The sequence below is a fragment of the Roseibium limicola genome (assembly GCF_017313085.1).
Taxonomy (GTDB): domain Bacteria; phylum Pseudomonadota; class Alphaproteobacteria; order Rhizobiales; family Stappiaceae; genus Roseibium; species Roseibium limicola.
Genome location: NZ_JAFLNF010000002.1, coordinates 291,486 through 303,496, shown reverse-complemented (window position 1 = coordinate 303,496; position 12,011 = coordinate 291,486). Strand labels below are relative to the sequence as shown.

At 58.2% G+C, this 12,011-nt stretch carries 12 protein-coding genes; all 12 read left to right on the top strand.

What is annotated here, in order from left to right:
• The first annotated feature begins 7 nt into the window (after positions 1-7).
• The 12 genes from nuoH to J0X15_RS04820 all read left to right on the top strand — a co-directional run bounded on the left by nuoH (position 8) and on the right by J0X15_RS04820 (position 11,317).
• Positions 8-1,066, top strand: coding sequence for an NADH-quinone oxidoreductase subunit NuoH (nuoH, locus tag J0X15_RS04875; RefSeq protein WP_206938648.1), 1,059 nt, complete (start codon positions 8-10; stop codon positions 1,064-1,066).
• Positions 1,067-1,088: 22 nt separating this feature from the next.
• On the top strand, positions 1,089-1,325 hold the full coding sequence (locus J0X15_RS04870) for a hypothetical protein (protein ID WP_206938647.1): 237 nt from the start codon (positions 1,089-1,091) through the stop codon (positions 1,323-1,325).
• 26 nt (positions 1,326-1,351) lie between these two features.
• On the top strand, positions 1,352-1,840 hold the full coding sequence (gene nuoI, locus J0X15_RS04865; RefSeq protein ID WP_206938646.1) for an NADH-quinone oxidoreductase subunit NuoI: 489 nt from the start codon (positions 1,352-1,354) through the stop codon (positions 1,838-1,840).
• Between the two features lie 103 nt (positions 1,841-1,943).
• The gene (locus J0X15_RS04860) at positions 1,944-2,558 is read left to right on the top strand and encodes an NADH-quinone oxidoreductase subunit J (protein WP_206938645.1); all 615 of its coding nucleotides are present in this window, start codon (positions 1,944-1,946) and stop codon (positions 2,556-2,558) included.
• Between the two features lie 115 nt (positions 2,559-2,673).
• Entirely contained in the window at positions 2,674-2,982 is a 309-nt protein-coding gene (gene nuoK, locus J0X15_RS04855; RefSeq protein ID WP_149891972.1) for an NADH-quinone oxidoreductase subunit NuoK, read from the top strand.
• 6 nt (positions 2,983-2,988) lie between these two features.
• Positions 2,989-4,986, top strand: coding sequence for an NADH-quinone oxidoreductase subunit L (gene nuoL / locus J0X15_RS04850; RefSeq protein WP_206938643.1), 1,998 nt, complete (start codon positions 2,989-2,991; stop codon positions 4,984-4,986).
• Positions 4,986-6,506, top strand: coding sequence for an NADH-quinone oxidoreductase subunit M (locus tag J0X15_RS04845; protein WP_206938640.1), 1,521 nt, complete (start codon positions 4,986-4,988; stop codon positions 6,504-6,506). The genes nuoL and J0X15_RS04845 overlap by 1 nt, the downstream gene beginning before the upstream one ends.
• Positions 6,507-6,531: 25 nt before the next feature.
• Complete coding sequence (gene nuoN / locus J0X15_RS04840; RefSeq protein ID WP_206938638.1) at positions 6,532-7,974, top strand: NADH-quinone oxidoreductase subunit NuoN; 1,443 nt, start codon at positions 6,532-6,534, stop codon at positions 7,972-7,974.
• Between the two features lie 56 nt (positions 7,975-8,030).
• Entirely contained in the window at positions 8,031-8,759 is a 729-nt protein-coding gene (locus tag J0X15_RS04835; protein WP_209015084.1) for a biotin--[acetyl-CoA-carboxylase] ligase, read from the top strand.
• A 50-nt stretch (positions 8,760-8,809) separates the two neighbouring features.
• Positions 8,810-10,477, top strand: a complete 1,668-nt coding sequence (locus J0X15_RS04830; RefSeq protein ID WP_206938636.1) for a ribonuclease J — start codon at positions 8,810-8,812, stop codon at positions 10,475-10,477.
• A gap of 65 nt (positions 10,478-10,542) precedes the next feature.
• On the top strand, positions 10,543-10,947 hold the full coding sequence (gene mce, locus J0X15_RS04825; protein WP_206938635.1) for a methylmalonyl-CoA epimerase: 405 nt from the start codon (positions 10,543-10,545) through the stop codon (positions 10,945-10,947).
• 82 nt (positions 10,948-11,029) lie between these two features.
• Positions 11,030-11,317 carry a DUF1467 family protein gene (locus J0X15_RS04820; RefSeq protein ID WP_206938634.1) on the top strand — a complete coding sequence of 96 codons (288 nt, stop codon included), beginning with the start codon at positions 11,030-11,032 and terminating at the stop codon, positions 11,315-11,317.
• Positions 11,318-12,011 lie beyond the last annotated feature (694 nt).

The window sequence follows — 12,011 nt, the reverse complement described above, 5'->3', positions numbered from 1 at the left end:
GCGAAACATGTCGGATTTCATGACGACCTACGGCTTTCCTTTCCTTTGGATGGCCTTCCAGAGTGTCCTCCTCATGGTGGTGCTGCTGGTTATCGTCGCCTACGTCCTGCTGGCGGACCGCAAGATCTGGGCTGCTGTGCAGATCCGTCGCGGGCCGAACGTGGTTGGTCCCTGGGGACTGTTTCAGAGCTTTGCCGATCTTTTGAAGTTCGTCTTGAAAGAACCGGTGATCCCGTCGGGCTCGAACAAGGTTCTGTTCTTGCTGGCGCCACTGGTGTCGGTGGTTCTGGCGCTGGCCGGTTGGGTGGTGATGCCCGTTGCCGAGGGCTGGGTGATTGCCGACATCAACGTTGGCATCCTCTACATCTTCGCGGTGTCGTCGCTGGGGGTTTACGGCGTGATCATTGGCGGTTGGGCCTCCAACTCCAAATATCCGTTCCTGTCGGCCCTGCGGTCGGCGGCTCAAATGGTCTCTTATGAGGTGTCCATCGGCTTTGTCATCGTGACGGTGCTGATGTGCGCAGGCTCCTTGAACCTGTCGAAAATCGTGCTGGCGCAGCAGACCGGCCTGGCAAGTGCCATTGGCCTGCCGTGGCTCAGCTTCTTGAACTGGTACTGGCTGCCGCTGCTGCCGATGTTCGTCGTATTTTTCATCTCGGCTCTGGCTGAGACGAACCGGCCTCCGTTCGATTTGGCGGAAGCCGAATCCGAGCTGGTTGCCGGCTTCATGGTGGAATATGGCTCAACCCCATACATGATGTTCATGTTGGCTGAGTATGTCTCCATCTGCCTGATGTGCGGTCTGATGACCATCATGTTCATGGGTGGATGGCTGCCGCCGTTCGACTTTGCGCCCTTCACCTGGGTGCCGGGGATCATCTGGTTCCTGATCAAGTCGTTCATGGTGTTCTTCATGATCGCCATGGTGAAGGCCATGGTACCGCGTTATCGCTATGACCAGCTGATGCGTCTGGGTTGGAAAGTCTTCCTGCCGTTGTCGCTGGCCATGGTCGTGATCGTCGCCGCTGTGCTGATGATCACTGGCTGGGCACCGGGGGCGGCTTGAGCCGCGCCGGGGGCACACGAATATGAGTCCGTCACTCGTTGGCGTGATCGGTGCCATCCTGGGGGCATACCTGGGGTGGGTCGATGCCAAGATCCTGACCGGGATCCTTGGGGCGATGGCTGAGAAAAAGAAGGGGGAGGGAGCTGAAGGCAGCTTGCTCGTCCGCTACCGGGGCCAGATAAAGGCCTTGGTATTTGTAGGTTCGATGGTCGGATTTCCGATGATCGGGTATTGGGCCGGCGTGTCACTTGCCGGCTGAGGGACGTTTTAAGGAAGGCACGAGCGATGGGACTTGATCAGGCCGCTAAATCGCTGTTCTTGAAGGAGTTCGTTTCGGCGTTCTTCCTTGCCATGCGCTATTTCTTCAAGCCGAAGCCGACGATCAACTACCCCTTTGAAAAGGGAGAAGTGAGCCCGCGCTTCCGTGGAGAACATGTTCTGCGCCGCTATCCCAACGGGGAGGAGCGTTGCATTGCATGCAAGCTGTGTGAGGCCATCTGCCCGGCGCAGGCGATCACCATCGAAGCTGGTCCGCGGCGCAACGACGGCACACGTCGGACGACGCGCTACGACATCGACATGGTGAAATGCATCTACTGCGGCTTCTGTCAGGAAGCCTGTCCGGTCGATGCGGTCGTCGAGGGCCCTAACTTCGAATTTGCCACCGAAACCCGTGAGGAGCTCTACTACAACAAGGAGAAGCTGCTCGCGAATGGGGATCGGTGGGAGCGGGAAATTGCCCGCAATCTCGAACTCGATGCGCCGTACCGCTAAGGGCGCATGACGTAACGTTAATCCGGGCAGCCGACAAGACGATCCGGTCCTTGTCTGCAGCCCACTCCCGGCCGGTTCCGGCCAGACGACAGGCAGGTCTCCTATGATCCTGAGTGCGCTCTTTTTCTATCTTTTCGCCGGTGTGACGGTGGCGTCCGCCTTTATGGTGATTGCCTCCAGAAACCCGGTTCACTCGGTGTTGTTCCTCATTCTGGCCTTCGTCAATTCGGCCGGACTGTTCGTCATGCTGGGAGCCGAGTATCTGGCGCTGCTGCTCATCGTCGTCTACGTCGGTGCAGTGGCGGTGCTGTTCCTCTTCGTCGTGATGATGCTCGATGTCGATTTCGTCGAACTTCGTCAGGGCTTCCTGCAATACATGCCGGTTGGCGCGATGGTTGGCATTGTGCTGCTGATCGAGCTGGTGCTTGGACTTGGAGCCTGGGTGATCTCACCTGAGCTGGTTGGGCATACGGCAGAGCCGATGCCGGCGCTGGAGGCAATGTCGAACGTCTCTGTCATCGGCTCGGTGCTCTATACCAAATACGTCTTCTTCTTCCAGGTGGCGGGTCTCATTCTGCTGGTTGCCATGATCGGTGCCATCGTCCTGACCCTGCGCCACAAGGAATTCGTCAAACGGCAGGATATTTCTGCACAGGTTGCCCGCACCCCGGCGACGTCGATCGAAATTCGGAAGGTCGAGTCGGGCAAGGGCCTTTAAGAACTGCCGCGCTCGTATTGAGAGCGCGGAGACGCAAGTTAGTCCGGTCCGGGCGGTTCCACTCCGCGCCCGGTTTCCGGTTGGATGAAACGAGAGGGAGCACGGCGAGGCGCCCATGGAAATCGGTCTGTCGCACTATCTGACGGTCGCAGCCATTCTGTTCACGATCGGGATCTTCGGGATCTTTCTGAACCGGAAAAATGTGATTGTCATCTTGATGTCCATCGAGCTTCTGCTCCTGGCGGTGAATATCAATCTGGTCTCATTTTCTTCCTTCCTGGGAGATCTCATGGGTCAGATCTTCACCATGCTGGTGCTGACCGTGGCGGCCGCCGAGGCTGCCATCGGCCTTGCGATCCTGGTGGTCTATTACCGCAACCGCGGCTCGATTGCCGTGGAAGACATCAATTCGATGAAAGGCTAGGGGCAAATGTATACGGCCATCGTATTCCTGCCGCTGATCGGCTTTCTGATTGCCGGCCTTTTCGGGCGGATGATCGGGTCCAAGGCGAGCGAACTCGTGACCGCCAGCCTGGTGACGGCCTCAGCGATCCTCTCCTGGGTCGCCTTCTTCTCTGTCGGCTACGGCGAGACGGGTCTGTATCAGATCGAAATCATGCGCTGGATCAGCGCAGGTGCTCTCAATGTTTCCTGGGGCCTGCGTATCGACACATTGACCGTTGTCATGCTGGTGGTGGTCAACTCCGTTTCGGCGCTGGTGCACTGGTATTCGCGCGGCTATATGCATCATGACCCGCATCGTTCGCGGTTCTTTGCCTATCTGTCGTTGTTCACCTTCGCCATGTTGTCGCTGGTGACCTCAGACAACCTGTTGCAGATGTTCTTCGGCTGGGAGGGCGTGGGCCTTGCCTCTTATCTGCTGATCGGCTTCTGGTATCACAAGCCCTCGGCCAATGCGGCTGCGATGAAGGCTTTCGTCGTCAACCGGGTTGGTGACTTCGGTTTCGCACTTGCCATCTTCAGCACCTTCTACATCTTCGGATCCATCGACTTTCAGACCATCTTCTCCAATGCTCAGGGCCTGATGGAAACGTCCGGACAGGGCCACGCGCCAGTGCTGGAGTTCCTCGGCTATCAGCTTGATGCCCATTCGGCGATGACGATTGTCTGCCTGCTGTTCTTCATGGGCGCGATGGGCAAGTCGGCGCAGTTTCTGCTGCACACCTGGCTGCCTGATGCGATGGAAGGCCCGACCCCGGTGTCGGCCTTGATCCATGCCGCGACCATGGTGACGGCGGGTGTGTTCATGGTGGCGCGTCTGTCGCCGCTGTTCGAGCTGTCGCATACCGCGCTGACCGTCGTGACCTTTTTCGGCGCAACAACGGCGTTCTTTGCCGCGACCATCGGTCTGGTGCAGAACGACATCAAGCGCGTAATTGCCTATTCCACCTGTTCGCAGCTGGGGTATATGTTCGTGGCGCTCGGAACGGGGGCATACTCCATCGGGGTGTTCCACCTGTTCACCCATGCTTTCTTCAAGGCGCTGTTGTTCCTTTGCGCCGGTTCCGTCATTCATGCGGTTTCCGATGAGCAGGACATGCGCAAGATGGGCGGCCTGCGAAAGCATATTCCTTGGACCTACTGGACGATGTTCATCGGCACGGTCGCTCTGACCGGTGTCGGCATTCCGTTCACACACATCGGTTTTGCCGGCTTTATTTCCAAGGATGCGGTCATCGAGGCGGCCTACGCGGGCCACAACGGCATGGCGCAATACGCCTTCTGGCTGACGGTGTTCGCGGCCGGCCTGACGTCCTTCTATTCCTGGCGTCTGACCTTCATGACCTTTCACGGCAAGCCTCGAGCGCCGGTCGACGTCATGAGCCATGTGCATGAAAGCCCGTGGGTGATGATTGTGCCGCTGCTGCTTTTGTCGGTCGGGGCCGTTCTGTCGGGCATGGTGTTCTACGGCGTCTTCGTCGGTGAGGGCTTTGCCGAGTTCTGGAAAGGCGCCATTTTCATGGGGCCGGAGAACCACATTCTGCACGACATGCATGAAGTGCCGGCCTGGGTGAAGGTCTCGCCCTTCGTGATGATGGTCGGGGGCCTCCTCGTCGCCTATCTGTTCTACATCCGCCGGCCAGATCTGCCGAAGAAGCTCGCCGAGCAGCATTCGGGGCTGTACCAGTTCCTGTTGAACAAGTGGTACTTCGACGAATTGTACAACCTGCTGTTCGTGCGTTCTTCCATGTGGCTGGGCCGCACGTTGTGGAAGAAGGGGGATGGCACCGTGATTGACGGCTATGGCCCGAACGGTGTCGCTGCCCGCGTGCAGAATGTCACCACCTGGGTCGTCAAGCTGCAGACCGGCTATCTCTACCACTACGCCTTTGCCATGCTGATCGGGGTGGCCGCCCTGATCACCTGGTCGATGTTTACCGGTGCCAGCACCGGAGGAGCACACTGATGATCGATTGGCCAATTCTCTCCACGGTCACGTTCCTGCCGCTGGTAGGCGTTCTCTTCATCCTCCTGGTTCCAGGTGACGATGAAGGGGGCAAGCTCAACATCCGGCGGGTTGCGCTGGTCACCACGGTGTTCACCTTTGCCGTCTCGCTGTTCCTCTGGGGCTGGTTCGATTACAACAACCCGGGCTTCCAGTTCGTTGAAGACAGCGACTGGTTGGGTGGGGCCATTTCCTACCGGATGGGTGTCGACGGGATTTCGATCCTCTTCGTCGTTCTCTCGGCCTTCCTGATGCCGTTCTGCATTCTCGCCTCCTGGGAGAGCGTGCAGAAGCGGGTGAAGGAATACATGATCGCCTTCCTCGTGCTGGAAACCCTGATGATCGGCGTGTTCTGCGCGCAGGATCTGCTGGTGTTCTACGTGTTCTTCGAGGCCGGACTGATCCCGATGTTCCTGATCATCGGCGTGTGGGGTGGCGCGCGACGTGTCTATGCGTCCTACAAGTTCTTTCTCTACACACTGCTTGGCTCGGTTTTGATGCTGATCGCCATCATGGCGATGTATTGGGACGCGGGAACCACCAACATCGCGGTGCTGCTGGAGCATGATTTCCCGGCCGGGATGCAGACCTGGCTGTGGATCGCCTTCTTTGCCAGCTTTGCGGTGAAGATGCCGATGTGGCCTGTGCATACCTGGTTGCCGGATGCGCACGTGGAAGCGCCGACCGCAGGTTCGGTCATTCTGGCCGGTATCCTTTTGAAGCTCGGTGGCTACGGCTTCCTGCGCTTCTCGCTGCCGATGTTCCCGATTGCCTCCGACATGTTCGCGCCGATGGTCTTCACCCTGTCAGTGGTGGCGATCATCTACACCTCTCTGGTGGCGCTGGCGCAGCAGGACATCAAGAAACTGATCGCTTATTCGTCCGTCGCCCACATGGGTTATGTGACCATGGGCTTGTTCACGATGAACGAGCAGGGGCTGCAGGGCGGCATCTTTCAGATGTTGTCCCATGGTATCGTGTCCGGCGCGCTGTTCCTTTGCGTCGGGGTGATCTACGACCGGATGCACACGCGCGAGATCTCGGCTTACGGTGGCCTTGTCACCCGCATGCCGAAATATGCAGTGGCTTTCCTTATCTTCACCATGGCCAATGTCGGTTTGCCGGGCACCTCCGGGTTCGTCGGAGAAATCCTGACCCTGATGGGCGCGTACCAGGCGAATTCCTGGGTGGCCCTGTTTGCCACCACCGGTGTGATTCTGTCGGCTGCCTATGCGCTGTTCCTGTATCGGCGGGTGGTTTTCGGACCGCTGGAGAAGGAAAGCCTGAAAGGCATGCTCGATCTGAACCTGCGTGAGAAAGTCATTCTCGTGCCGATGATCGTGTTGACCATCTTCTTCGGTTTCTACCCGATGGCGATCATGGATGTGACCCAGGGCGCGGTGGACAACTTGATCCAAAACTATCAGGCAGCGCTGGACGCGGCTGGACAGATCCAGCATGCAGCCGCGCCCGCCCACTGAACCCGTGAAGGCGAGATGAAAGCCAATGTCTGACGTGACACAAATGCCTGATCTCCTTCCGGCCTTGCCAGAGATCTTCCTCGCGCTGAGCGCGATGGTTCTGCTGATGGTCGGTGTCTTCGGTGGCAACCGGGTCAGCCCGCTGGTCAATGGGATGGCCATGGGGCTGATCGCGGCGACGGCGCTCTTCGTGCTGCCTTTCGGGGCACAGCAGGGGGAGACCTTCAACGGGGCGTTCATTCTGGATGGCTATGCCTACTATCTGAAGCTGCTGATCCTGATCGGGTCGTTCTTCGCCATTGCCATGTCCTGGGCCTATGCAAAAAGCCAGGCCTTCGACAAGTTCGAGTATCCGGTGCTGATCCTGCTGGCGACCGTTGGCATGATGCTGATGGTGTCTGCCAATGACATGATCGCGCTTTATCTCGGGCTGGAGCTGCAGTCCTTCGCGCTCTACGTGATCACCTCGATCAATCGGGACAGCGTGCGTTCGACTGAATCCGGTCTGAAGTATTTCGTTCTCGGTTCGTTGTCGTCGGGCATGCTGCTGTACGGCATGTCGCTGGTGTATGGCTTCTCCGGTCAGGTCGGCTTCCCGCAGATCGCCGAACATCTGGCGCATTCCGGGGCGTCGCTCGGCTTGATCATCGGTCTGGTGTTCATGCTGGCCGGTATCGCGTTCAAGATCTCCGCCGTGCCGTTCCACATGTGGACGCCGGATGTCTACGAAGGTGCGCCGACGCCGGTGACGGCCTTCCTGGCTGCGGCCCCCAAGGTTGCGGCGATGGGCATGCTGATTCGTGTCGTCATCGACGCGTTCCAGCCTGTTACCTCCGATTGGCAGCAGGTCATCGTCTTTGTAGCGATTGCCTCAATGGCTCTCGGGGCCTTTGCGGCGATCGGTCAGACCAACATCAAGCGACTGATGGCCTATTCCTCGATTGGTCACATGGGCTATGCGCTGGTCGGCCTGGCTGCCGGGAACGAGATTGGTGTGCAGGGCGTCCTCTTCTACATGACAGCCTATCTGGCCATGACGCTCGGGGTCTTCGCCTGCATTCTGGCGATGCGCCGCAAGGAAGGCATGGTCGAGGAGATCGACGAACTGGCGGGCCTGAGCCGGACCAATCCGATGATGGCGATCCTGCTGGCTATCCTGATGTGGTCTCTGGCCGGCATTCCGCCATTCATCGGCTTCTTTGCCAAGTGGTATGTGTTCTCGGCTGCGGTCGAAGCCGGGCTGTATCCGCTTGCCATCATTGGCGTTGTGCTGTCCGTGGTCGGTGCCTACTACTACCTGCGGATCATCAAGGTGATGTACTTCGACGAGCCGAAGGAAGCCTTTGAGAAAATGCCGGTGGAACTTCGCGTTGTGCTTGGCCTGTCGAGTGTCTTCGTCATCTTCTTCTGGTTGATGCCGGGCATCTTCGTGGAAGGCACTCTGGCGGCTGCGGGAGCTTTGTTCTGAGTTCCCAGACCCCGGATCCTCAATCCTCGTCAAGCCCGGTGCCTCAGGCATCGGGCTTGCGCGTCGAACACCACGATCAGGTCGTCTCGACCATGGTTCCGGCCTTCGAAAGAGCACGGAGCGGGATGCTGGATGACCTCTGGATCGTGGCGCGCGAGCAGACCGGGGGCAGGGGGCGGCGCGGTCGCCTCTGGACATCTCCTCCCGGAAACCTTTATACGAGCCTGTTGATGGTTGATCCGCAACCTAAGGAGCGTATTGGCGAACTGCCGCTTGTGGCGGCTGTTGCGCTGGCCGATGCGGTCGAACAGGTCTGCGGTGCCAAGGATCTCGTGAAACTAAAGTGGCCGAACGACCTCCTGATCGGAGGTGCGAAAGTGTCTGGCATTCTGCTGGAGGCGGAACCTCAATTGGATGGCCGTCACTGTGTAGTGCTTGGAACAGGTGTGAATTGTAAAAGCCACCCGGTGGCTGAATTCTATCCGACAACAGATCTCCGCGAAGAGGGCTACGACATAGCACCTGAGTTGCTGTTCGAAGCTCTGGCGGATTGTTTTACGGCCTGGCGCAAACGATGGGCGCAGGAAAAAGGGTTTGAACCGGTGCGCCGGGCCTGGCTGGAGCGGGCAGCGCATTTGGGACAGGACATTGTGGTCCGCAACGGCAAGCGGGAGATCAAAGGCATCTTCCGGGACCTCGATGTGACTGGTCACTTGATTTTGGAATGCGCGGACGGCGAACGCGAAACGATATTCGCCGGTGATGTGTTTCTGGGTGGCTTGTAGCCTGACAAGGTGTCGCGCTCGCTATCTGGAGAGGGAAATTGGAGTAAGGAATGGCATCTGCCAAAGAATTGGTCTTCCTGCCGCTTGGCGGCGTGGGAGAAATTGGAATGAATCTGGCCCTTTATGGCATTGGCGAGGGCAAAAATCGCAAGTGGCTGATGGTCGATTGCGGTGTTTCGTTTGCCGGGCCGGACTTGCCCGGAATCGATCTGGTGTTCCCGGATATCAGCTTTCTGGAAGAGCAGGCCGACAACATTCTCGGCATGGTGATCACCCACGCCCATGAGGATCACTACGGTGCGATCGTGCATCTGTGGCCTTTCCTTCGGGTGCCGGTCTATGCGACCGCCTTCACTGCGGGTCTGCTTGCGGCAAAGGTTCAAAGCGAGCCGGGTGCGGAAGAAGTCCCCGTCACCGTGGTGAAGCAGGGCGACCGCATTGATATAGGGCCGTTCAACGTCGAATTCGTTGCCATGACCCACTCCATTCCGGAGCCTTGCGCTCTGGCGATCCGCACCGAAGCCGGGCTTGTCCTGCACACCGGTGACTGGAAGATCGATCCGACGCCGGGTATCGGCAAATCCATTGATCTGAATCGTCTGGCCGAACTTGGCCGCGAAGGCGTCATGGGGCTTGTCTGCGACAGCACCAATGCAGTGCGTCACGGCAAAAGCCCGAGTGAAGCTGATGTCAAGCGCGAGCTGACAGCGGTGATGAAGAAGGCGACCAAGCGGATCGCGATCACCACCTTCGCCTCCAACGTTGCGCGTATCCGGGCCATTGCCGAAGCTGCAAAGGCCTGTGACCGGGATGTGGTTGTTGTCGGGCGGTCAATGCACCGGGTTATCGAAGTGGCCGGTGAGCTGGGATATCTGGATGGGCTTCCGGCGTTCCATGACGAAGATGCCTTTGGCTATCTGCCGCGTGAAAAGGCCGTGTTGCTTTGCACCGGCTCTCAAGGTGAGCCGCGCGCTGCCCTGTCGCGGATTGCCGCGGGTGACCACCGCAACATCGCCTTTTCCAAAGGCGACATGGTGATCTTCTCGTCGCGGACGATTCCGGGCAATGAGAAGGCCGTCGGCGGTGTTCTCAACAATCTGGCTGACGCTGGCGTCGAAATAATCACCGATGCGGATGCGCTGGTGCATGTGTCCGGTCACCCGCGTCGCGGCGAGCTGGAAGAGCTTTACAAACTGGTTCAGCCGAAAGTGGTGGTTCCCGTTCATGGCGAGCCGTTGCATCTGGCAGCTCATGCCAGCTTTGCCGAGACCATGGGTGTGCCGGAAGTGGTGCGCGCCAAGAACGGCAACATGGTTCGGCTGAATGCGGGTCGGGCCGGGATCGTGCGCGACGTTACCTCTGGTATCATGGTCAAGGATGGCGACATTCTTGACGATCCGGAAGTCACCGGCGTCAAGGACCGCAAGAAGCTCTCCTATGCCGGTGCTCTTGTCATTTCTCTGGTCGTCAACAAGGCTGGCGAGCTGATGAGCGATCCGTCGATGGCCTTGATGGGCCTGCCGGATACGGATGACGAAGGCGAGCCGATGGAAGATATCGTCGCCAAGGCCGTTGTCGGTGCCGTATCGTCCATTCCGAAGACACGCCGCAAGGACAAGGAACTGATTGCCGAGGCTGCGCGCCGTGCTGCTCGTGCGGCTGTGCTGCACGTCTGGGGCAAAAAGACGCTTTGTCAGGTGCTCGTCACCCGCATATGACTAGAAGCGCAGGCTTCGGCCCTCATGGCGGAGGGGCGGAGCCTGGGCAACAAGGGAGTGGGAAGATGATCGGACGCTTGAACCATGTCGCTATCGCGGTTTCCGATATGGAAGCTGCCACGGCGATTTACCGGGACACACTCGGCGCGGAGATTTCCGACAAGGTGGCGCAGCCCGATCACGGCGTAAGCACGGTCTTCATCAATCTTCCCAATACGAAGATTGAGCTTCTGGAACCGCTTGGTGATGCGTCGCCGATTGCAAAGTTCCTCGAAAAGAACCCCTCTGGTGGCATTCATCACATCTGCTACGAAGTGGATGATATTCTGGCTGCCCGCGACAAGCTGGTGGCTCAGGGGGGCCGGGTGCTCGGTGATGGCAATCCGAAGATCGGTGCGCATGGCAAGCCAGTGCTGTTCCTGCACCCGAAAGATTTCCTGGGCACTTTGACCGAGCTGGAACAGGCCTGACCCTCACGGTCGCGTGGTGCCTCAAGTCTGTTCAGGCAGACGTTTGAACCCCATTTTTTCTTGCCTTACCCCGGAATGAAGCATGTCAATCGTCTTCGGCCTCGCTATCTATTTCATGATCTGGTGGATCGTGCTTTTTGCGGCACTTCCCTTTGGCAGCAAACGCACCCAGCAAGAAGCCGGCGAAGTGACACCGGGAACCGAACCCGGCGCACCGGAAAAACCCGAGTTCGTCAAGGTGATCGTCATGACAACGATTATCGCGACGCTGCTGTTCGGCGCTTTAGTCTGGTTTCGGAATTCCGGCCTGACACTCGATGATCTGCCGCTTCCGCGCCCGCCCTCCAAAAGCTACGATGCAGCATCCTGAGCCGGTTTGGCTGCCGTTAGATGTCTGACGGTTTGCAACTGGGTTGATGCGATGTGTGCAGGTCTGTGCCATGACTTTTTGCCAACCCAGCGGAGACAGGCATGTGCGCATAAACCGCGCGACCGTTTCATCCCGACGCCAGCTTTGTTGGCGGCGCAGGGCTTTGATCGCTTTTGCTGACTGTCGATTTTAGATGAAAAAAAAAGCAGGGCGGTTAGCCCTGCTTTCTTGTCAGTTCCGCGTCTAATTGTTCCTGTCCCTGACGTCCCGTTGGGCTTTGCGCCTGCTTAGGTTGCCAGGTGGCTGCGAACCGATGGTGCGCCTAGGAACTCTTCCTCCCAAGACTCAGACCGCGATTGATAGAGGGTCGATGATAGGTAGGTCTTACCACAGCCCTTTTTCTTATGATTTTGTGACACTACCTTAGGGAATTACGTTTGTCACCAGTTTGTGCAGGAAAGCCTGAAATTTTTGCTTGCGCAATAATTTAGCAGGCGTGAGGGCCAAATACCTCGGGTGAATTGCCTAGCTTTTATCCGGTGTAATTTGCCGCGCCCTCTGCGGTCGATTTCCGTCCGTTTCATAGGCGCCGGGGCGCAGGTTTGTTTAAGGCGCTCATTTATTTAGTAAAATTGATGAAATTGATCCTCCCAAACTGCGGGAATTCTGCGTTGTGCTGAGGTATGAGGTCTGA